The sequence below is a fragment of the Lentzea albidocapillata genome (genome assembly GCF_000719115.1).
GTDB classification, from domain to species: Bacteria; Actinomycetota; Actinomycetes; order Mycobacteriales; family Pseudonocardiaceae; genus Lentzea; species Lentzea albidocapillata.
This window is the reverse complement of sequence record NZ_JOEA01000014.1, coordinates 441,672-461,625: the sequence shown is the minus strand read 5'-3', so window position 1 is coordinate 461,625 and position 19,954 is coordinate 441,672. Positions and strand designations below refer to the sequence as shown.

The following is a 19,954-nucleotide window of genomic DNA, read 5'->3' as shown; positions in this document are numbered from 1 at the left end:
CTCTGCTCAGCCCGTTGGTGCGTCGGCTCCGAGGACGGACAGCAGTTGCAGCTTCTCGTAGCTCTCGGTGCCCGGCGTGGCCGTGTAGACGAGCAGGAAGTGGTGCTGGTCGGGGTCGAGCAACGTCTGGCAGTGCAGTTCGAGCGCTCCGATGCTCGGGTGGACGTAGCGCTTGACCTCCTTGGGGCGGATGCCGACCTCCTGGGCGTCCCACACCCGCCGGAACTCCTCGCTGCAGGCGAGCAGGAGTTCGCAGTACCGCGCGGCCCGGGAGCCCGGGCCGCGCCGGGTGAGGGCCTCGCGCAGGCCCGAGGCGAACATCCTGCCCAGGAACTCGTGGTCGGCGGGTTCGTACAGCGCGCGGGACGCCGGGTCGGTGAACCACCGGTAGCCGAGGCTCCTCGCCGGACCGGTGTGCCGGGTCGCGTCGCCGGTGAGCGCGCGATCCGGGTCCTGTCGTCCGTGGGCGTCCTCGGCACCGTCGAGTCCGCCCAGCTCCCGGCCCTGCTCGCCGCGACGGCGCCCGAGGCCGGCGTGTTCTACGGTCCGAGCCGCGTCGGCCACCTGAGCGGCCCGCCCGCCGAGCAGGCCCTCTACAGCCGGCTGCGCAGCACCGACGAGGCCCGGCGCGTGTGGCAGGTCTCCGAAGAGCTGGTCGCTAGCGGACTCCGCGCGGGCGGAACTGGACGCTGATCCTCGGCCCGACGACCTTCGAAGTCTTCGGGACGGCGTGCTCCCAGGTGCGCTGGCAGGAACCGCCCATCACGAGCAGATCACCGTGCCCCAGCGCGTACTTGTGTGTCTCGCCGCCACCTCGTGGCCGCAGCAGCAGGGCGCGGGGCGTGCCGACGCTCAGGATCGCGACCATCGTGTCCTCGGTCTGGCCACGGCCGATGGTGTCGCCGTGCCAGGCCACGCTGTCGCGGCCGTCGCGGTAGTAACAGAGGCCTGCGGTCGTGAACGGTTCGTTCAGCTCGGCCAGGTAGTGGTTCGAGAGCACATCGCGGGCCGTGGCGAGGACGTCGAACGGCAGGGCGCCGCTGTAGAAGCAGAGCAGGCGCGGCACGTCGACCACCGCGTCGTACATCTGGCGGCGTTCGGCGCGCCACGGCACCTCGTCGACGAGCCGGTCGAACAGCGCGTCGGCGCCCGCGAGCCAACCGGGCTGGACGTCGATCCACGCGCCGTGGCCGAGCTCGGTGCGTCGAGGGGCGAGCGGAGCCAGTTCCGGCTCCGCGTCCAGGTCGAACAGTGATCCCTGGCGCATGAACCGCAGAATAATCGAACGTGTGTTCTATGGCCAGTCAGGGCTTCAGCACGGCCCACACGGCGTCCGCGACGATCTCACGCGCCAGGGCCAGGTCGAACACTCCGAGCAGGAACCGGCGCACCGACTCGTGCGCCGGTCCCATCGCCACGGGTTCCAGCGCCCACGGCGGCACCGTGCGCAGCTCGCCGGACGCCATCCGGTCGAGGAACCAGGCCAGCACCGGCGCGAACTCCGCCATCTTGGCCGCCGGGTCGGCGTGGTCCGGTGCGGCGTAGAGGAAGCGTGCCCTGCTGGGGTTCGCCATGACCCAGTCGAGGTAGCTCAGTGTCAGGCCGCGCACGCCCTCCTCGGCTGATCCGGCCTGAAGAGCGGGCAGCATCGCGGCGACGCACCGGCCGTAACTGTCGGCGTAGAGCTGCGCGAACACGCCCGCGCGGCTGCCGAAGTGGTGGTAGATGCTGCCGTTCGACATGCCCGACCGCTTGGTCAGGGCCGCGATCGTGACGGCGTCGAGGCCGCCTTCCCCGACGAGCTGGAGCGCCGCGTCGAGGAGAGACTGTCGTCGGTCGGGCATGAGGGTTAGAGTACCGCTCTGGAGCGACGCTCCAGAGAAGGGGAGAAGCAATGGCGCTGTCGATTCCCGGCCTGCTGCGCGATCGTGTCGCGCGCACGCCCGACGCCGAGGCGATGCGGTACCGCGACAACGGTGGCTGGGTCTCGCTGACGTGGTCCGAGCTGCAGGAACGGGTGGCAGCGGTTGCGTTCGGGCTCGCCGGGAAGGGCCTGCGCAAGGGCGACCGCGTGGCGTTGATGGGCCGCACGAGCATCGAGTGGATCGTCACCGACCTCGCCGTGCTCGCCGCCGGTGGCGCCACCACGACGATCTACCCGAACAGCACGGCCGCGGAGGTCGCGCACATCATCGGTGACTCCGGCAGCCGGATCGTGGTCGTGGAGACCGACGAGCACGCCGCGATGGTGCCGGACGGCGTCGAGGTGCTGCGGTTCGGTGCGGTGCCACGGGGTTCGGGCGACTACGAGGCGTTGATCGGCGGGCTGGCGCCGGACGACCTGGCGACGTTGATCTACACCTCGGGCACCACCGGCACGCCCAAGGGCGTCGAGCTCACCCATGAGAACTGGCTGACGACGGCGGAAGCCATTGCGTCCCTGGGCATTCTGCAGCCGACGGACCTGCACTTCCTGTGGCTGCCGCTGTCGCACGCGTTCGGCAAGGTGCTGACGATGGCGATGATCGCCGCGGGCGTGCCGACCGCCGTCGACGGCGGCGTCGAGCGGATCGTGGACAACCTCGGCGAGCTGCGGCCGTCGATCGTGGCCGCCGCGCCGCGCATCTTCGAGAAGATCCACGGCCGGATCGTCGCGGGCGCGCGGGAGAAGGGCGGGATCACCGAGAAGATCTTCCGGTGGTCCGACCGCGATCACGGCCCGGCGACGCGCTGGCTCGCGGATCGCCTGGTGTACCGCAAGTTGCGCGATCGCGTGGGTGGCCGGATCCGCTACTTCGTGTCGGGCTCGGCGCCGCTCGCCCCGGAGATCGCCGAGTTCTTCGAGCGCGCCGGCATCACGATCCTGGAGGGCTACGGGCTCACCGAGTCGTCCGCGGCGACGTTCTTCAACCGGCCGGGCATGATCGCCATCGGCACGGTCGGCCCGCCGATCCCCGGCATGGAGGTCAAGATCGCCGCCGACGGCGAGGTGCTGCTCCGCGGCCCCGGCGTCATGCGCGGCTACCACAACCGGCCGGACGCGACCGCCGAGTCGCTGGTCGGCGGCTGGCTGCACACCGGCGACATCGGCGAACTCGACGACGCGGGGCGGCTGAAGATCACCGACCGCAAGAAGGAGCTCATCAAGACCTCGGGCGGCAAGTACGTGGCGCCGACCCGGATCGAGAGCATGATCAACGCGGCGTCGCCGTACATCAGCAACGTGATCGTGCACGGCGACCGGCGCAAGTACTGCGTGGCACTCGTGACGCTCGACCCGGACACCGCCGGCGGGCTCACCGACGCGGAGTCCGAGGTCGAGGCCGCGATCAAGACCGTCAACGCGCAGCTCGCACGCCACGAGACGATCAAGCGCTTCGCGGTGCTGGAGCACGACTTCAGCGTCGAGGACGGGCTGCTGACCGCGTCGCTGAAGCCGCGCCGCCGCGAGATCGAGAGGCGCTACGCGGACGTGCTCGACAGCCTGTACTGAGGTGGCGACCAGGCGCGCGCCGCCCACCGGCGGAAGTGGTGAGCGGTGCGCGCCAGATCATTCAGCGGCGGTCGCGGCGCTCGCCCTCCCGCTCGACCTCGGCGCGTTCCTTGCGCACCTCGCCCTTGACCTCCCGCTGCTCGGTGACCGCGTCCTTCTCCAGCCGGACCCGCTCCACTGCCTCCGTGTGCTTCTGCACCACCGGTTCCTCGCGGTGCAGGGTGACCTCCGCCTGTTCGTCGGCGAACGCCTTGCCCGGCTTGCCCTTCGCGGGCTCGCGGACGACCCGGGCCTCCTCGTGTGTCACCGGCACGGTGACGTTGCGCTGCTCGGTGACCGTGTGCTTGACCAGCCGCACCCGGCCCGCCTCGACGTTGCGGGTGCCGACGTCCAGCTTCTCCTCCGAGAGCGTGACCTCGGCCGCGTCGCCCGTGCCACGTCCACCGCGCCTGCCACCGAGCCGGTCGTGTTCGCCGGTCTTGGCCTGCGGGATCATCCCGTAGTGCCGGTAGAGCGCCTCCTGCTCCTCGTCCGACATGTGGTCGGCCGAGGTGCGCGCGCTCGGAGCGTCCTTCACCTGCTGCTTGCTGACGGGAACGGTGATCGCGCCACCCGCCACCTGGCCCTCCTGGATCGGGACGAAGCTCTGCCGCGTCCCGAACAGTCCGGTATGGACCTCGGCCCACAGGGGCGCGCCAGTGCCGTCTTCGAGCCAGACCTGCTTGACCGAACCGATCTTCTCGCCATGGTTGTCGATCACGTCGCAGTCGTACAGGGCCTCAACGTGCGCCTGGTCGATCATCGTCTTTGTCCCTCCGCGTTGGCTGTCTGCCTGTGTGCAGGCGAAGTACCCACCATCGCGGGCGGATCGCGGGTCATCCACCGACCGGGTGACCCGCGCCCGCCTGGCAATTCAACCGAGTGGGGGACCTAGGACAAGGCCTAGTCGCACACTGCGCCGCGCGAGGCCGAACCGACCAGCTTGGCGTACTTGGCGAGCACGCCGCGCTGGTAGCGAGGAGGCAGCGGAGCCCAGCCCTCGCGGCGGCTGTCGAGGTCCGCGGCCACGTCGAGGGTCCCGGAGGCGACGTTCAGCGTGATCTGGTCGCCGTCGCGCACGAACGCGATGGGGCCGCCGTCGACCGCCTCCGGCGCCACGTGCCCGACGCACAGGCCCGTCGTGCCGCCGGAGAAGCGGCCGTCGGTGAGCAGCAGGACGTCCTTGCCGAGGCCCGCGCCCTTGATCGCCGCGGTGATCGCGAGCATCTCGCGCATGCCCGGCCCGCCCTTGGGACCCTCGTAGCGGATGACGACGACGTCGCCCGCGGTGATGGTGCCGTCCTCCAGGGCGTCCATGGCGGCGCGTTCGCGGTCGAACACGCGGGCGGTGCCGGTGAAGACGTCCGAGTCGAAGCCCGCCGACTTGACCACGGCGCCCTCCGGGGCGAGCGAGCCCTTCAGGATCGTGATGCCGCCGGTGTGGTGGATGGGCTTGTCGAGCGCGCGCAGCACGAGGCCGTCCGGGTCGGGCGGGTCGATGTCGGCGAGGTTCTCGGCGACCGTGCGGCCGGTGACGGTGAGGCAGTCGCCGTGCAGCAGACCGGCGTCCAGCAGCGCCTTCATCACCACGGGCACGCCGCCGATGCGGTCGACGTCCGTCATGACATGCCGGCCGAACGGCTTCACGTCGGCCAGGTGCGGCACGCGCGCGCCGATGCGGCTGAAGTCGTCGAGGCTCAGTTCGACACCGGCCTCGTGCGCGATGGCGAGCAGGTGCAGCACCGCGTTGGTGGAGCCGCCGAACGCCATCACGACGGCGATCGCGTTCTCGAACGCCTCGCGCGTCATGATCTGCCGCGCGGTGATGCCCTTGCGCAGCATCTCGACCACGGCCTGGCCGGAGCGGCGCGCGAACCCGTCCCGGCGCCGGTCGGTGGCCGGGGGAGCGGCACTGCCGGGCAACGACATGCCCAGGGCCTCGGCCGCGCTCGCCATGGTGTTCGCCGTGTACATGCCACCGCACGCGCCCTCGCCGGGGCAGATCGCGCGTTCGATGCGGTCGACGTCCTCACGGCTCATCAGTCCGCGCGCGCAGGCCCCGACGGCCTCGAACGCGTCGATGATCGTGACTTCCTTCTCGGTGCCGTCGGTCAGCGTGACCCGGCCAGGCAGGATCGACCCCGCGTAGAGGAACACGCTGGCCAGGTCGAGCCGCGCCGCCGCCATCAGCATGCCGGGCAACGACTTGTCGCACCCCGCGAGCAGCACCGAGCCGTCGAGGCGCTCGGCCATCATCACGGTCTCGACGCTGTCGGCGATCACCTCGCGCGAGACCAGCGAGAAGTGCATGCCCTCGTGGCCCATCGAGATGCCGTCCGACACCGAGATCGTGCCGAACTCCAGCGGATAGCCGCCGGCCGCGTGCACGCCGTCCTTCGACGCCTTCGCGAGCCGGTCCAGGGACAGGTTGCACGGCGTGATCTCGTTCCACGACGAGGCGACGCCGATCTGCGGCTTCTCCCAGTCCTCGTCGCCCATGCCGACGGCCCGGAGCATTCCGCGCGCGGCGGTGCGCTCCAGGCCGTCGGTCACGTCGCGGCTGCGTGGCTTCACGTCCGGTGTCTCGGTCATGAGCGCACGCTAGTGCCGTGGGGCGAAATTTGCCGTGGTAATTCGCGGTCAGGCGGGTGGATCGTGGTGCCGCCCCCACGTCCTCATACTGGACGTATGGGGGCGTGGGGGCGGTGCCGCGAGCCGCCCTGCTGAGCGTGAATTAGCTCGCCCAATTTCGCCCCACGGCACTACGTCCTAGCTGGGGTTGGCTGCGTGAGTCAGCGTCTCCCAGGCGATGAACAGGTTGTCGGTCCCGTGTGGACGCTTCGACTCGGTGTAGATCTTGGTGTTCGCCATCCCGATGCCCAGCCTGGTGTTCAGCGCGTTGAAGCTGACCTCCGGCGTCGGCCCGAGCTCACGGCGGTAGGAACCGCCGCACAGCCAGGACGGCACGGGCGCGCCGTTCTGGTACTTGGAGTGCAGGCCCCACGCGTGCCGCATGCGGTCCTTGATCTCACCCCAGATGTCCTGGCCCTGGTGCCGCGCGGTCTCCGCGAGGTGCGAGGCGGCGGAGAGCCCGTAGGCCGTGTGGGCGAAGTCCCGGCAGGTCTCCTGGGTGAGGCCGTCGACGAACGTGGACTGGTTGTGCCAGTACGAGATGATCTCGGCCCTGGTGTCGATGCCACTGCCCGGCGGCGTCTTCGGCAGCGACCCGTCGGTGGTCAGGTAGATGAACGCCTGGATGCGCGTCCGGAAGATGCTCACGGCCTTGTCGTAGGCCGCGCGGTCCTCCAGGAACACGGCGATGCCGATCGACGCCTCCATCATGCTGAGTTCCCAGTTGCCGTTGGTGTTCGCGCGGCCGTTCTGGATCTCGGGCAGGTAGACGTTGCGCAGCATCGTGCCGAACCGCGCGCTGCCCGGCCACGTCCCGTAGACGTGTTTCATGATCTCGGCGGCCTTGGGCCAGCTGCTGGCCGACCACGCGGTCTGCAGCGGGGCGTTGGAGTTGGTGTGGTCGCGGATGGTGGCGGACCAGGCGTCCATGATCTGGATGGCCTTGGTCGCGTACCTGGCGTCGCGGGTGACGTACCAGGCCAGCGACAGCGTGTAGGCGGCGAGCGCGTCCTCGCGTTCGTCGGTGCAGCCGTTGTTGGGCTTGCTGACGGGGCCGCACTCCACGACCGCCCGTGGTTTCGGCGTGCGGTTCAGGTCGGCGTACTTCGACGCCATCATGCGGTCGTAGGCGGTCCTCCACGGCTGGGCGCCGGCCAGGACCTTGGTGCGCATGAAGTCCAGCTGTGGCCGGGAGACCACGACTCCCGGATGGACGAACGTCGCCGGTGCCGCCTGGGCGGTGACCGGGACCAGAAGGGATGCCAGCAGTGCGATCAAAACCGTGCAGGAACGGGTGACCATGCGGCCAGTGTCAGTGGTCTATACCTTTGCGGTCAACTATTCCGGCACAGGATTCACGCTGGTGAACAAAGCCAAGCCGCACAACGAAAATCCCCTGGTGCGCGGGAGGGGCACCAGGGGATTTCGCCTATCTGAACTGCAAGGTCAGAGCGTCACTCGCGGCACTTCTTGCCGGTGTTGACGCAGTTGACGAGGCGGTTCATGATCTTCTGCGACATCACGTTCGCGAAGTCGTCGTGGTCGGTGAGCGGGTTGTGCTCCTCCTCGGGGAAGGAGTCGACCAGGTAGCGACCGTCCTTCTGGACGTCGAGCGGGATGTTGTAGGTCAGCGAGATGCGCAGCTGAGGGACGGCCTTGAAGCCCCTCTTGCACTTGCCGTTCTGGTCGGGGAACACGATGTGGTCGCGGTGGTTCGCGGAGTCGATGTTCTTGCCGTCCCAGCAGCTCGGGAAGTCGTGCACGCGCTTGACGTTCGAGCCCTGCGGGCAGATCGGGTACTTGTCCATCAGGACCTTGTCCTCGAAGCCGGTGCAGGTCCAGGACGCCTTGGCGTTCTTCGGGCCGTTCTGGCCGGCCTTGGCGTCACCGTAGAGAACGCGGAGGAACTTCGGCATCGCGGTGACCTTGCCGGTCGGGCTGCCGCGGAAGGTCAGGTCGACGACGGCGGGGCGCTGGATCTTGCCCTCGTTGCCCTCGAGCTCGTTGTTGCCGTTCTCCTCGGGGTTGTTCTTGTTCTTCTTGTTCTCGGTGCCCTCGGCCTGGGCGGCGTCGGCGTTCTCGCCGCCGTTGTCGAGGCCCTTCTCTCCCGCGGCCTTGTCCTTCACCGCGCAGGCGGCGGCCGGGTTCAGGTCGGGAGCCTGCTGGCCCAGGCGGCTGAACGCCAGCATCATCCGGTCCAGAATGGCGGCGCGCTTGTTGCGCGTCGGGCCGACGATGATGTTGTCGCGGTCCTGCGCCTTGATCTGCTCGAGCCTCTTCTCGGCCTCCGCGGTCACCTTCTCGAGGTTCTCGAGCTCGCGGTCGATCTCCGGCTGAGCGGCGTCCGGCACGTCCTCGGGCAGCAGCGACGCGACATCGGGGCACTCGAGCTGGGCAGCCTCCTTGGCCGCCTTGTCCTTGTCCTGCTGGGCCTTGTCGTCCTTCTTCGGCGGGGCCTGCTCCGCGGGCGGTGCGGCCTCGTCCGGCTCTTCGTCGACGATGCGGACGACCGGCCAGAAGTAGGCGGACTTGTCGCCGTTCTTGCAGGTCGTACCTGCCGCCTGCAACGACTTGTTGTTCGAGTCCGCGTTCGTGGACAGGTTGCCGACGTAGTCGTGCAGGTGCTCGGCGCCGTTGCGAACGCCCGGCTGCGCGATGAAGTTGTCCGGGTTGAAGTGCCCGTTCTCGTTCCTGCCGCAGTCCACGGTGAACGTGCCGGTGGTGGCGTCGTTTTCCGCCCTTGGTTTCTTGACGTTCGGCTTCACCTTGGTGATGTCGACGAACAAGCTCTTGTCCGCACCGTCGGCGAGCGCGGAGCCATCAGAAGAACTGATGGCCACCACCGCGGCACCGCCCGCGACCACGGCCATCGCCGCAGCGGCGGCGGTGAGCCAGATCGTGGATTTCCTCCGGTGAATAGCCATTTGCCACCTCGTGGTAGTCCGATAAAACGGCATGGTGAAGCTGACGGCGGTTAGGGGCCGCTATCTTCGGGATGAACCTGGGTGTGCTGTTTTGTCAGTACGAACGAGATTTCCGCCGTGATTTCTTCGACCGGGATATCATTCGCATCCCCACCAGCGCGAGCGCGAGCACTCCGATGGCACCGAAGAAGACACCGTTGTTGTCCCCGAACACGCCCTGCTCGGCGGTGCGGGTGAACCTGGTGCCCTGCGGCACGGTCGGGATCACGCCGTCGGTCGGGTTGGCCGTCTGCTCGGCCGCCTGGTCACCCGTCGCCTCCGGAGTCCCGGAGTCGTTCGCGGGCGGGGGCGGTGCGAGCGGTTGTGGCGATTCCAGTCCGGCGAAGTCGACGCGACCGGTCTCCTCGAGCACCTTGATGTGGTCGAAGACGGTGATCATCGCTTGCGTGGAAAGGATGCGGATGAGCTCGTTCTTGGTGCCGGCCCGGATCTGCGCGGCGTAGGCGTAGACCTTGCCGTGCGCCGCGCGGAGCCGGTTGGCGAAGACGGCGTCGAACTCGTCGCCGGTCGCCGCGTCCATCTCGGCGAGCCAGCCCTTCTGCTCGTCCGAGGCCTCCGTGGGCAACGTGTGGCCGAGCAGAACGCCCGCCCGGTTCACCACGTTGTCCAGGAGGGTGTGCCCCTCGATGAGGTGCTTGCAGGCCTCCTGGATCTTGGGCTGGTCGGCCCGCTTGGCCTTGCCCTTCTCGCCTGCGGGCTTCTCCCACAGGCCGGCTGTCTTGACCCGGTTCATGAAGTCCCGGTCTGCCGGCCCGAGGGGCCCCCACTGCGTCTGGACGACCTCGTCGCCCTTGCCGCTGCTGTCCGGCGGCGGCGTGGAGATGGGGGTGGACGGCGTGGAGGGCTGCCCGGCAGCGGTTCCGGTGTTCAGGAGCACCGCCAGCGCACAGCCTGCCAGCGCGACCATCAGTCGCGTCGGCTTCGCCAAGTCCATGGGGAGTCGCACGAACGGGAATACGGCCAGGAATGGGAAGCCGCCTCAGTTCGAGACGTCGCCGTTACCGAAACGTTATCGAAGCGGCCGCAACCCCCGTCGACTCTGCTCCGAATGCCCGTCATAGGGTCGTGAGCATGAGCAAGCGTTTCGTGGCGTTGGGGGACTCGTTCACCGAGGGTGTGGGCGACGAAGACGCTGGTCGTCCTAATGGTGTGCGGGGCTGGGCGGACCGCGTCGCCGACGTGCTGGGGGCGGCGGACCCCGAGTTCACCTACGCCAACCTGGCCGTGCGCGGCCGGCTGCTGCCGCAGGTGCTGGGCGAGCAACTCGAACGCGCTCTGGCGATGAAGCCGGACCTGGTCTCGCTCTACGCGGGCGGCAACGACCTCATGCGGCCCAAGGTGGACATCGACGCGCTGATGCGCCGCTACCGCGCGGCCGTCGCACGCCTGTCCAACGCGGGCGCGCGCGTGATCCTCTTCACCGGCGTCGACGGTGGGGACGACCCGGTGTTCCGCAAGATGCGTGGTCGCGTGGCCATCTACAACGAGCACGTGCGCGCGATCGCCGCCGAGCACTCGTGCGTGCTGGGCGACATGTGGAACATGCGTCAGCTGCGCGACCGTCGCATGTGGTCGCCGGATCGGCTGCACCTCAACTCGTCCGGGCACGCCGAGGTCGCGATCTCCGTTCTGGACGCTCTCGGCGTTCCGCACTCGCTGCAGCGGACCGTGCTGGGCGTGGCCCCGCTGGTCGACCGCCGCGTCCGGCGCGCGGAGGACTGGAAGTGGGCGCGCGAGCACGTCGTGCCGTGGGTGATGCGACGGGTGCGCGGTGAGTCGTCCGGTGACGTGATCCTGCCGCGCCGTCCGGAGCCGCTGCCACCGTCGTAGGTAGAACGTGTTCCTTGACGCGGTCGCTTCTAACGAGGCGACCGCGTTTTGGTGACGGATTCTGCGACGATTGTTTGCATGTAGAACGCGTTCTAGAAGATGCGTAGACCTGGATTGATGCAGAGCCCTAGCGTCAGTGCGCATGCGTCGCAGGACCGCACTGATCGCACTGACGATCTGCGCGTTGCTCGCCGGATGCGGAAGCAGGCTCACCGACGAGCAACGGGCGGCACTCGTCGTGCCGCAGGGAGGGTCGGCCGGCACCCAGGACGGTGCGGTGACCGGCGAGGACGCCGCGGTGCCCGAGGGCACCGCGGAGCAGCCGGGCGCCGCGAACCCGCAGCAGCCCGACAAGAAGCCCAACCCGCCCGGCAGCATCGCGGGCGGCTGCCAGGGCACCGGCGGCGCCACGGACAAGGGCGTCACGGCCGGCGAGATCACGATCGCCAACATCTCCGACATCAGCGGCCCGGTGCCCGGCCTCTTCCAGTCGGCCCAGCAGGCCACCAAGGCGTTCGTCGAGTACTTCAACGCCACCCAGGGCTCGGTGTGCGGGCGCAAGCTCAAGCTCGTCTCGTTCGACTCCCGCACCGACAGCGGAGGCGACCAGCAGGCCACCTCCCAGGCCTGCGAACAGGCTTTCGCGCTGGTCGGCTCGATGTCGGCGTTCGACCAGGGCGGCGGACCCGCGGCTGCCGGCTGCGGAATACCCGACCTGCGGGCCTCGACCGTCACCGCACAACGCCAGCGCACGCCCGTGAGCTTCGGTGTGGCGTCGAACGTCGTGAACCTCGTGTCGTCGGCCGGACCGGACCTGGTCAAGTCGAGCTTCCCCGGCGGCATCGGTGCCGCGGCCTACCTCTACCTCAACGCCGACGCGAGCGCGCAGAACGCGCGCAGCATGCAGAAGGCGGCCGAGGCACGCGGGATCAAGTTCGTCTACTCGCAGGCCATCGACATCACCGACGTCAACTACGCGCCGTACGTGGCGAAGCTGAAGGAGACCGGCACCAAGATCGTGTACTGGATCGGCTCGGCGCAGTACGCGGTGCGGTTGCAGCAGGCCATGCGGCAGCAGGGGTACACGCCGGAGGCGTTCATCACGGACCCGTCCGCGTACGACCCGCAGTACATCAAGCAGGGCGGCGCGGCGGTCGACGGGACCGTGGTCTACACGAACGGCGCCCTGTTCGAGGAGGCGAACGCCCAGGTGGCGCTGTACAAGCAGTGGCTGGGGCGGGTGGCGCCCGGTGCCGCGCCCTCGTACTTCGGGATGTTCGCCTGGGCGGCGGCCCGGTTGTTCGTGACCACGGCGGCGAAGGTCGGGCCGCAGCTCACCCGCAAGGCGATGATCGAGGCGGTGCGCGGGGTGCACGACTTCACCGCCGAGGGCATGGTCGCGCCGCAGGACGTGGGAGGGAAACGGACTTCGGCCTGCATGACGCTGGTGCGGTTGAAGGGCGGGACGTGGAGCCGGTTGGCGCCGGCTTCGGGGTACTCGTGCGGGTCGTTGATCGACACGGGGGTGGGCGGATGACGGCTCTCCTCGCCTACACCATCTTCGGCCTCGTCACGGGCGGCGCGTACGCCGTAGTCGCCGGCGGCCTCGTGCTGACCTACAGCACCTCCAAGGTCTTCAACGTCGGCCACGGCGCGATCGGCATGGTCATGGCGTTCCTCTACTGGGAACTCGCCGAGAACCGCGGCCTGCCCCAGTGGCTCGCGCTGCTGCTCGTGGTCGGTGTGTGCGCGCCGCTGTTCGGGCTGGTGGTCGAGCGGTTCGTCATGCGGCGGCTCGCGGGTGCGCCGGTCGGGATCACGCTGGTCGCCGGCGTCGGGTTGCTGGTCGGGCTGATCGGGGTGGCGCAGGTGGTCTGGCCGCCGCAGGCGCGTCCGGTGCGGCCGTTCCTCGACCAGCTCGGCGTCCACATCGGACAGTCCTTCGTCAGCGGGCACGACCTGGTGACGCTGGCCTGCGCGGTGCTCGTCGCCGGTGGGCTGTACGTGCTGCTGAACCGGACGCGGACCGGGCTCGCGATGCGGGCCTGTGTCGACGCGCCGGAACTGGCCGCGCTCTACGGGACGCGGCCGACCAGGTTGTCGGCGCTGAGCTGGGCGATCGGGTCGGCGCTGGCGGCGCTGGGCGGGATCCTGCTCACGCCGGTCGTGCAGCTCGACTACGTGACGATGACGTTGCTCGTGATCACCGCGTACACGGCCGCGCTGGTGGGACGGTTGCGGAGTCTGCCGTGGACGTTCGCCGGCGCGCTCGGGCTCGGGCTGGTGCAGTCGTACGCGGTGGCGTACCTGCCGTCGTCGCCGTTCTGGATCTCCTTCCGGGCGGCGATTCCGGCCCTGCTGCTGTTCGTGGTGCTGCTCGCGATGCCGCAGTCGCCGCTGCGGATCGGCGGTGTCCGGGGATCGCGCGGAGTGGCCGTGCCGAACGCGCTGACGACCGGTGTGGGCGCCGGGCTGTTCGCGGGTGTGGTCGTCGTGCTGGCGTTGCTGGTGGACTCGGTGGTGGCCGGGCAACTCGCGCTGGCACTGGTGTTCGGGATCGTGCTGCTGTCGATGGTGCTGCTCACCGGGTACGGCGGTGTGGTGTCGCTGGGGCAGTTCACGTTCGTCGGCGTGGGCGCGGTGACGGTGGCGCGGCTCGGCAGTCCGTCGCCCGTGACGTTGCTGATCGGGGCCGCAGTCGCGGCGGCGGTCGGGGCGTTGATCGCGTTGACGGCACTGCGGGTCAGCGGGCTGTACCTGGCGCTGGCGACGCTGGGGTTCGCGCAGCTCATGGACAAGCTCGTGCTGCAGTCACCGATCGCGTTCGGCGTGCGGGGCAGTCTGCAGGTGCCGAAGCTCGTCGAGTCGGCGACCGCTCAGCTGCTGCTGTGCGCGGCCGTCTTCGTCCTGGTCGGAGTCGGCGTGCTGGCCGTCCGGCGCGGACGGCTCGGGCGGCGGATGATCGCGGTCAAGGACAGCTCTGCGGCGTGCGCGACTCTCGGGCTGAACGTGCGCTGGATCCGGGTCTGGGTGTTCTCCCTGTCTGCGGCGATCGCGGGCCTGGCGGGCGGGCTGTTCGCCCAGCTGCGGGAGACCGTCGCGGCGAGCGACTTCCAGCTGTTCAACAACCTGCCGCTGCTGCTGTTCGCGGTGATCGCGGGCGTGACGTCGGTGTCCGGCGCGCTGCTCGGCGGGGTGCTGCTGATGCTGCTCCCCGTACTGCAGAGCGGTTTCCCGGCGTTCGCGGGAGTGGCGGTCGTGCTGCTCGGGGTGGCGGCGGCCGGGCTCGCGCGCGAGCCCAACGGGCTGGCCGGCTGGGGCTTCCGGGCCTGGTCCTGGCGGCGCGCATGAGCACGTTGCGGGTGGAGGGCGTGACGGTCCGCTTCGGCGAGGTGACCGCGGTCGGCGACGTGTCCCTGACCGTCGAACCCGGCGTCACCGGGCTGATCGGGCCCAACGGCGCGGGCAAGACGACGTTGTTCGACGTGATCAGCGGGCTGCGCAAGCCGACGGCCGGACGGGTGCTGCTCGACGACGAGGACATCACCACCAAGGGGCCGCACCAGCGGTCGAGGCTGGGCGTCGCGCGGACGTTCCAGCGGCTGGAGGTCTTCGGGTCGCTGACGGTCTGGGAGAACGTCGTGGTGGCGCTGGAAAGCCGCCGCAGGCCCGCGAAGCTGGCCAGGGAACTGCTGGAACGGGTCGGGATCGCGGAGTTCGCGGGCAACCAGGCCGACACCGTCCCGACCGGCGCCGCGCGCCTGCTGGAACTGGCTCGCGCACTGGCCACCGACCCAAGCCTCCTGCTGCTCGACGAACCGTCGTCCGGCCTCGACCGGGCGGAGACCGACGCGTTCGGTGAGCTGCTGCGGCAACTGAGCGCGGAGGGCCGCTCGGTCGTGCTGGTCGAGCACGACATGGACCTCGTGATGGGCTACTGCGACCACGTGCACGTGCTGAACCTGGGACGGCTGCTGGTCTCCGGCACGCCCGACGTCGTCCGTGCGCACGAAGGTGTCCGGGAGGCGTACCTCGGATGATCGACCTCGCCAAAATGATCGAACTCAGTGACGTCCACGCCGGCTACGGCCGGATCGAGGTGCTGCGCGGGGTGTCGCTGAACGTGCCGCGCGGCACCGTCACCGCGTTGCTCGGCCCGAACGGCGCGGGCAAGTCCACGCTGGTCAAAGTCCTCAGTGGACAGATCAGGGCCACCGCCGGCCACGTCCATCTGGGTGGGGTGCACGTCAACGACGCCCCGCCCGACGAACTCGCCCGCGCCGGCCTGTGCACGATCCCGGAAGGCCGCGCGATCTTCCCGAACCTGACCGTGGCGGAGAACCTGAGGCTGATGCGCGGGGATGCCGAGCTGGTCTACCAACGTTTTCCGAAGCTCAAGGCGCGCCACCGGCAGCTCGCGGGCTCGATGTCCGGCGGCGAGCAGCAGATGCTCGCGTTCTCCCGCGCGTTGATCACCGACCCGGCCGTGCTCGTGATCGACGAACTCTCGATGGGCCTCGCCCCGGTGATCGTCGCCGAGCTGTACGAGGTGGTGGGGGAGCTGGCGCGGTCCGGCGTGACGATGCTGATCGTCGAGCAGTTCGCCGAGACCGCCTCGGCCGTCGCCGACCAGGTCGTCGTGATGACGCACGGCGAGATCTCCGCCGGGAGCGACCTGGCCACCGTCTACTTCGGAGGGACGTCATGAGGTACGCGCTCGTCCTGCTGCTCCTCCTGCTGTTCCCGGCACCCGCGAAGGCGGACATCGGCGGGTTCACGCTGACCGCCCACGCCGCGCCTGTGTCCGTGCTGCTGCACACCGACCTGATCCCGGTGCCGGCCGAACCGCAGGGCGAGGTGCACCTCTCCTACACGCAGACGGAACTGGGCTCCGGCCCGATCGGCCGGTCGGTCGCCAGCTCGCTGTGGCCGGGCGCGGCCGTCGGCACCGGCCTGCCGCAGCTGCTCGGCTTCGCCTACCCGGTGCAGGCCAACGCGGCGCACCCCGGCGGCCCGGCGGACGAGTCGAAGCCGGGCATGAAGGCCGCTGCCGGAGCCGCGAAGGCCGAGTCCTACGCGGGCGCGAAGCAGGAGGTGCCGTTCCTGCTGACCGCCGACGGGCTGTCGTCGAGCAGTGTCAGTTCGGCCGGCGCGTCCGAGGCCCGCTCGACCGCCGTCACGTCCGCGCAGACGATCTCACTGCTGGCGGGCCTGGTCGTGCTGTCGGGCGTGAAGTTCGAGTCCGTCGCCGTGAGCGACGGCAGCAAGGGGAGCGGCACGAGCACGTTCTCGATCGCCGAGTTCGCCGTGCTGGGCCAGAAGTTCCCGGTCAAGGCCCCGGACGCGCCACCGGACGGACTGCTGAAGGCGTTGGAACCGCTGGGCATCACCCTCACCTGGCCCACGGCCGCGACGAAGCTCGAAGGCACGGCGGCGACGTCCTCCAGCAGCGGCCTCACTCTGACCGTCGACGTGCTGGCGCTGCGCACCAAGCTCGGCCTCGGCGGGATCCTGGACGGCGTCCTGGCTCCGTTGCTGCCCAAGGAACTCGTGCCGCTGCTCAACCCGCTACGCAAGATGGTGGTGGTCGTCGGCGACACCGAGGCCGTCGCAAACGCTTCCGCCTCAACGTCTCTGACACCGCCTGACGTGCCGGCCCCGGTCGTGCCGGTGGTACCGCCCGCCGCCGATATCCCGCCACCGGCACTGGGCGCGCCTCCGGTCGCGGGCGTGACGCCGCCCAGGACGGTCACACCGGTCGCGTCGGCCCGCGCCAAACCCCGTTCGCTGCTCGACTTCCCCGGCGTACCGGCACTGCTGGTGCTCACCGGTCTCGGGGTCGCCGCGGCGGGAGCGTTCGGCATGAAGTCGTTCGGCACCTTCCTGCTGGGCGGCGCCCCCTGTCCCTCCGGACACCCGACCGGTGTCCCCGACCTCCGCAACGGGTGAGCGATGACGATCCAGGACCGGCGCCGCGCACGGATGCGCAGCGGACTCGGGCTCGTGGGCACGATGCTGATGACGGCGGGGATCGCGGCGATCCTCTTCGCCTGGTGGGGCGTCGCGCACACCGGCTACACGTTCGAGCAGATCCCGTACGTGGTGTCGGGCGGCATCCTGGGTGTCGGGCTGATCGGCGTCGGCGGGTTCCTCTACTTCGGATCGTGGCTGACGAAGCTCGTGGAGGAGCAGCGGCAGACCGCCTACGCCCTGCTGCAACTGCTGGAGGAGCGCGCCGAGGAACGATCCAGCGTGCGGTGAGAGCGTTCTCGTGCACTCTGACGAGGGCGAACGATGTCCGGTTCATCCCCTTGAACAGGTGGTTTAGACCAGTTAATGTGCCTGCCATCACGTACCCCCTGCGCGTGAATGGAGCACCATGAAGAAATTTCGCTGGCAGATCCTGACCCTCGGTCTGGCGATAGCCACCGTGGTCGGAGGCGTTGTCGCCGCGCCCGCGAGTGGCGCGCCGGGCGTGACGGCGGCGTTCACCAAGACCTCGGACTGGGGCAGCGGTTACGAGGCCAAGTACACGATCTCCAACAGCGGCGGGTCCGCGCTCACGTCGTGGACCGTCGAGTTCACGCTGCCGAGCGGGCAGTCGATCGCGTCGCTGTGGGACGGCAGCTACGGGGCGAACGGTCAGAACATCACCGTCCGCAACACCTGGAACGGCAGCGTGCCCGTCGGCGGCTCGGTGAGCTTCGGCTTCACCGTCAAGGGCTCCGGCGCGAGCCCGTCCGGCTGCAAGGTCAACGGTGGTTCGTGCGACGGCACCGGCAACCCGCCGACGACGACCACGACCACCACGACCACCACGTCGAACCCGCCGTTGCCGGGCACCGGCCGTGGCGCGCCCTACCTGTACCTGGGCTGGGGCAACCCGCAGAGCGCCACGCAGGTCATGAGCCAGACCGGCGTCAAGTGGTTCACTCTCGCGTTCATTTTGTCCAGCGGCGGGTGCACCCCGTCGTGGGACGGCCAGCGTCCGCTGACCGGTGGCGCCGACCAGCAGGCGATCAACGCCATCCGCGCGGCCGGCGGTGACATCGTGCCGTCGTTCGGTGGCTGGAGCGGCAACAAGCTCGGCCCGAACTGCTCGACCCCCGAGGCACTGGCCGGCGCGTACCAGCAGGTCATCGACGCCTACGGGCTCAAGGCCATCGACATCGACATCGAGAACACCGACGAGTTCGAGAACACCGTCGTGGCCGACCGGATCATCACCGCCCTGCGGATCGTCAAGCAGAACAACCCGGGCATCCAGACGATCGTCACCTTCGGCACCTCGACCACCGGCCCGAACTTCTACGGTGCCCGGCTGATCGACCAGGCCAAGGCGCTGAACGCGAACATCGACGTGTTCACGATCATGCCGTTCGACTTCGGCAGCTCCAACATCCGCACCGACACCATCAACGCGGCCACGGGGCTGAAGAACAAGCTCAAGTCGACCTTCGGCTGGAGCGACGCCGAGGCGTTCAAGCACGTCGGCATCTCGGGCATGAACGGCCTGTCGGACCAGCGCGAGCTGACCACGGTCGACGACTGGACCGCGATCCGCGACTGGTCGAAGTCCAACGGCCTCGGGCGACTGGCCTTCTGGTCGGTCAACCGCGACCGCGGTGGCTGCGACGGCCAGGTGTCCGCGAGCTGCTCCGGCATCCAGCAATCCGAGCTGGCGTTCACTAAGATCACCGCCGGTTTCTAGGCGACTACAGGCCGTCAGCGCCATTTATTCGGTGGCGCTGGCGGCCTAGTCTTGTCCCATGCGACGACGACATTGATCTTCAACTGATCTATCCCGAACCGCGACGGCGTGGGCGTGGTGCTCGCACCTCATCCCGATCTACGCGCTGTACGCGTTGCTCTTCGCCGACAGCGGGCTGTCGGACGCCTCCATCTCGGTGCTGCTCGCGATCTGGTCGCTGACCTCGGTCGTGTTCGAGGTGCCGTCGGGTGCGCTCGCGGACCGCTTCTCGCGGCGAGGCTGCCTGGTCGCTTCCGGTGTGCTGCAAGCCTTCGGGTACGCGGCCTGGGTGCTGTTCCCGTCGTTCTGGGGATTCGCGGCCGGCTTCGTGCTGTGGGGCCTGGGCGGCACGCTGCAGTCCGGTGCCTTCGAAGCCCTGCTCTACGACGGGCTGGCGGCCAACGGCGACGAGGACCGGTACGGACGGCTCAACGCCCGCGTCGACACCATCGAGCTGATCGCTCAGGTCCCGGTCGCGGTCATCGCCACGGCGTTGTTCTCGTTCGGTGGCTACGAGCTGGCCGGCTGGATGTCGGTCGCGATGTGCCTCGCGTCGTCGGTGATCGCGTCGCGGTTCCCGGAACCCGAACGCGACGACGAGGACGACGACGAACTCGGGTACCTCGCGACGCTGACGACCGGCCTGCGCGCGTCCGTGCCGATCAAACGTGCCGTGCTCGCGGTGGCTCTGGTGTACGCGATCGACGCGTTCGAGGAGTACTTCACGCTGCTGGCGCAGGACTGGAGTGTGCCGACGGTGTGGGTGCCGATGGCGACGATCGGCGTGCCGCTGATGGGCGCCGCCGGTGCCTCGCTCGCCGGCCGGTTGCCGAACCGCTGCTGGGTGCTGTTCGCCTCGGGTGCGTTGCTGATCGTGGCGGCGCTGCTGGCCGTGCCGCTCGCGATCATCCTGTTGGGACTGTTCTACGGCCTGTACCGGTTCGTGCTGGTGCACGTGGAGACCGAGCTCCAGCACCGGATCGAGTCTGATTCCCGCGCGACGGTCACGTCCGTGGCCGCGATCGGGGCGGAGTTCGTGGCGTTCGCGGTCTACGCACTGTGGGTGCTCGGATCTGCGGTGGCGATCGGCGTGATGGTCCTGGTGGTGGCGCTGGTGATCCGGCGCCGGTGAGGCGCGCAGCCTGCGGCCGGGAGCTCAGACGGTTCCACCGCGAGGCGTCCACTTGGCCTATTCCATCAGCCCGGGCGTAACGCCAGGATCTTCCG

At 69.4% G+C, this 19,954-nt stretch carries 18 protein-coding genes; 10 read left to right on the top strand and 8 right to left on the bottom strand.

Features of this window, described 5'->3' with window-relative positions; genetic code table 11:
• Positions 1 to 6: 6 nt before the first annotated feature.
• The 3 genes from IG04_RS0123820 to IG04_RS0123810 all read right to left on the bottom strand — a co-directional run bounded on the left by IG04_RS0123820 (position 7) and on the right by IG04_RS0123810 (position 1,844).
• Positions 7 to 564 carry an MmyB family transcriptional regulator gene (locus IG04_RS0123820; protein WP_245816072.1) on the bottom strand — a complete coding sequence of 186 codons (558 nt, stop codon included), beginning with the start codon at positions 562 to 564 and terminating at the stop codon, positions 7 to 9.
• A gap of 94 nt (positions 565 to 658) precedes the next feature.
• Complete coding sequence (locus IG04_RS0123815) at positions 659 to 1,267, bottom strand: alpha-ketoglutarate-dependent dioxygenase AlkB (RefSeq protein ID WP_030478920.1); 609 nt, start codon at positions 1,265 to 1,267, stop codon at positions 659 to 661.
• 37 nt (positions 1,268 to 1,304) lie between these two features.
• Positions 1,305 to 1,844, bottom strand: a complete 540-nt coding sequence (locus IG04_RS0123810) for a TetR/AcrR family transcriptional regulator (protein WP_051770521.1) — start codon at positions 1,842 to 1,844, stop codon at positions 1,305 to 1,307.
• A 50-nt stretch (positions 1,845 to 1,894) separates the two neighbouring features.
• Between IG04_RS0123810 and IG04_RS0123805 the strand changes: the two genes are divergently transcribed.
• The gene (locus tag IG04_RS0123805; protein WP_030478918.1) at positions 1,895 to 3,493 is read left to right on the top strand and encodes an AMP-dependent synthetase/ligase; all 1,599 of its coding nucleotides are present in this window, start codon (positions 1,895 to 1,897) and stop codon (positions 3,491 to 3,493) included.
• Between the two features lie 61 nt (positions 3,494 to 3,554).
• On the opposite strand, the gene IG04_RS0123800 is transcribed toward IG04_RS0123805, so the two are convergent.
• The 5 genes from IG04_RS0123800 to IG04_RS0123780 form a co-directional block, all read right to left on the bottom strand.
• Positions 3,555 to 4,295, bottom strand: coding sequence for a DUF2382 domain-containing protein (locus tag IG04_RS0123800; protein WP_030478917.1), 741 nt, complete (start codon positions 4,293 to 4,295; stop codon positions 3,555 to 3,557).
• Positions 4,296 to 4,435: 140 nt separating this feature from the next.
• Complete coding sequence (gene ilvD, locus IG04_RS0123795; protein WP_030478916.1) at positions 4,436 to 6,124, bottom strand: dihydroxy-acid dehydratase; 1,689 nt, start codon at positions 6,122 to 6,124, stop codon at positions 4,436 to 4,438.
• Between the two features lie 177 nt (positions 6,125 to 6,301).
• Positions 6,302 to 7,465 carry an alginate lyase family protein gene (locus IG04_RS0123790; RefSeq protein WP_030478915.1) on the bottom strand — a complete coding sequence of 388 codons (1,164 nt, stop codon included), beginning with the start codon at positions 7,463 to 7,465 and terminating at the stop codon, positions 6,302 to 6,304.
• A 152-nt stretch (positions 7,466 to 7,617) separates the two neighbouring features.
• Positions 7,618 to 9,087 (bottom strand): DUF1996 domain-containing protein, encoded by a 1,470-nt coding sequence (locus tag IG04_RS0123785; protein WP_030478914.1) that lies wholly within the window; start codon positions 9,085 to 9,087, stop codon positions 7,618 to 7,620.
• A 94-nt stretch (positions 9,088 to 9,181) separates the two neighbouring features.
• Entirely contained in the window at positions 9,182 to 10,081 is a 900-nt protein-coding gene (locus tag IG04_RS0123780; RefSeq protein WP_051770519.1) for a DUF4142 domain-containing protein, read from the bottom strand.
• Positions 10,082 to 10,218: 137 nt separating this feature from the next.
• On the opposite strand from IG04_RS0123780, the gene IG04_RS0123775 reads away from it, so the two are divergent.
• From IG04_RS0123775 to IG04_RS0123735, 9 genes are all read left to right on the top strand, one after another.
• Positions 10,219 to 10,977: an SGNH/GDSL hydrolase family protein gene (locus IG04_RS0123775; protein ID WP_144065302.1), complete on the top strand. Its 759-nt coding sequence runs from the start codon at positions 10,219 to 10,221 to the stop codon at positions 10,975 to 10,977.
• 142 nt (positions 10,978 to 11,119) lie between these two features.
• Complete coding sequence (locus IG04_RS0123770; RefSeq protein ID WP_084401086.1) at positions 11,120 to 12,514, top strand: ABC transporter substrate-binding protein; 1,395 nt, start codon at positions 11,120 to 11,122, stop codon at positions 12,512 to 12,514.
• Entirely contained in the window at positions 12,511 to 14,328 is a 1,818-nt protein-coding gene (locus tag IG04_RS0123765; RefSeq protein ID WP_051770517.1) for an ABC transporter permease, read from the top strand. Before IG04_RS0123770 ends, IG04_RS0123765 begins: the two co-directional genes overlap by 4 nt.
• Positions 14,325 to 15,017 carry an ABC transporter ATP-binding protein gene (locus IG04_RS0123760; protein WP_030478909.1) on the top strand — a complete coding sequence of 231 codons (693 nt, stop codon included), beginning with the start codon at positions 14,325 to 14,327 and terminating at the stop codon, positions 15,015 to 15,017. Before IG04_RS0123765 ends, IG04_RS0123760 begins: the two co-directional genes overlap by 4 nt.
• Before the next feature lie 14 nt (positions 15,018 to 15,031).
• Complete coding sequence (locus tag IG04_RS0123755; RefSeq protein WP_211257799.1) at positions 15,032 to 15,685, top strand: ABC transporter ATP-binding protein; 654 nt, start codon at positions 15,032 to 15,034, stop codon at positions 15,683 to 15,685.
• Entirely contained in the window at positions 15,682 to 16,926 is a 1,245-nt protein-coding gene (locus tag IG04_RS0123750) for a choice-of-anchor P family protein (protein ID WP_030478907.1), read from the top strand. Before IG04_RS0123755 ends, IG04_RS0123750 begins: the two co-directional genes overlap by 4 nt.
• A gap of 3 nt (positions 16,927 to 16,929) precedes the next feature.
• Positions 16,930 to 17,238, top strand: a complete 309-nt coding sequence (locus IG04_RS0123745; protein ID WP_030478906.1) for a hypothetical protein — start codon at positions 16,930 to 16,932, stop codon at positions 17,236 to 17,238.
• Positions 17,239 to 17,356: 118 nt separating this feature from the next.
• Positions 17,357 to 18,688, top strand: coding sequence for a cellulose binding domain-containing protein (locus IG04_RS0123740; protein ID WP_030478905.1), 1,332 nt, complete (start codon positions 17,357 to 17,359; stop codon positions 18,686 to 18,688).
• A 154-nt stretch (positions 18,689 to 18,842) separates the two neighbouring features.
• On the top strand, positions 18,843 to 19,859 hold the full coding sequence (locus tag IG04_RS0123735; protein ID WP_245816075.1) for an MFS transporter: 1,017 nt from the start codon (positions 18,843 to 18,845) through the stop codon (positions 19,857 to 19,859).
• The last annotated feature ends 95 nt before the right edge of the window (positions 19,860 to 19,954 follow it).

Bases quoted from the DNA above. Each gene is read 5' to 3' on its own strand.
- IG04_RS0123815 (WP_030478920.1), bottom strand. From the start codon at position 1,267: ATGCGCCAGGGATCACTGTTCGACCTGGACGCGGAGCCGGAACTGGCT.
- IG04_RS0123810 (WP_051770521.1), bottom strand. From the start codon at position 1,844: ATGCCCGACCGACGACAGTCTCTCCTCGACGCGGCGCTCCAGCTCGTC.
- IG04_RS0123805 (WP_030478918.1), top strand. From the start codon at position 1,895: ATGGCGCTGTCGATTCCCGGCCTGCTGCGCGATCGTGTCGCGCGCACG.
- IG04_RS0123800 (WP_030478917.1), bottom strand. From the start codon at position 4,295: ATGATCGACCAGGCGCACGTTGAGGCCCTGTACGACTGCGACGTGATC.
- ilvD (WP_030478916.1), bottom strand. From the start codon at position 6,124: ATGACCGAGACACCGGACGTGAAGCCACGCAGCCGCGACGTGACCGAC.
- IG04_RS0123790 (WP_030478915.1), bottom strand. From the start codon at position 7,465: ATGGTCACCCGTTCCTGCACGGTTTTGATCGCACTGCTGGCATCCCTT.
- IG04_RS0123785 (WP_030478914.1), bottom strand. From the start codon at position 9,087: ATGGCTATTCACCGGAGGAAATCCACGATCTGGCTCACCGCCGCCGCT.
- IG04_RS0123780 (WP_051770519.1), bottom strand. From the start codon at position 10,081: ATGGACTTGGCGAAGCCGACGCGACTGATGGTCGCGCTGGCAGGCTGT.
- IG04_RS0123775 (WP_144065302.1), top strand. From the start codon at position 10,219: ATGAGCAAGCGTTTCGTGGCGTTGGGGGACTCGTTCACCGAGGGTGTG.
- IG04_RS0123770 (WP_084401086.1), top strand. From the start codon at position 11,120: ATGCGTCGCAGGACCGCACTGATCGCACTGACGATCTGCGCGTTGCTC.
- IG04_RS0123765 (WP_051770517.1), top strand. From the start codon at position 12,511: ATGACGGCTCTCCTCGCCTACACCATCTTCGGCCTCGTCACGGGCGGC.
- IG04_RS0123760 (WP_030478909.1), top strand. From the start codon at position 14,325: ATGAGCACGTTGCGGGTGGAGGGCGTGACGGTCCGCTTCGGCGAGGTG.
- IG04_RS0123755 (WP_211257799.1), top strand. From the start codon at position 15,032: ATGATCGAACTCAGTGACGTCCACGCCGGCTACGGCCGGATCGAGGTG.
- IG04_RS0123750 (WP_030478907.1), top strand. From the start codon at position 15,682: ATGAGGTACGCGCTCGTCCTGCTGCTCCTCCTGCTGTTCCCGGCACCC.
- IG04_RS0123745 (WP_030478906.1), top strand. From the start codon at position 16,930: ATGACGATCCAGGACCGGCGCCGCGCACGGATGCGCAGCGGACTCGGG.
- IG04_RS0123740 (WP_030478905.1), top strand. From the start codon at position 17,357: ATGAAGAAATTTCGCTGGCAGATCCTGACCCTCGGTCTGGCGATAGCC.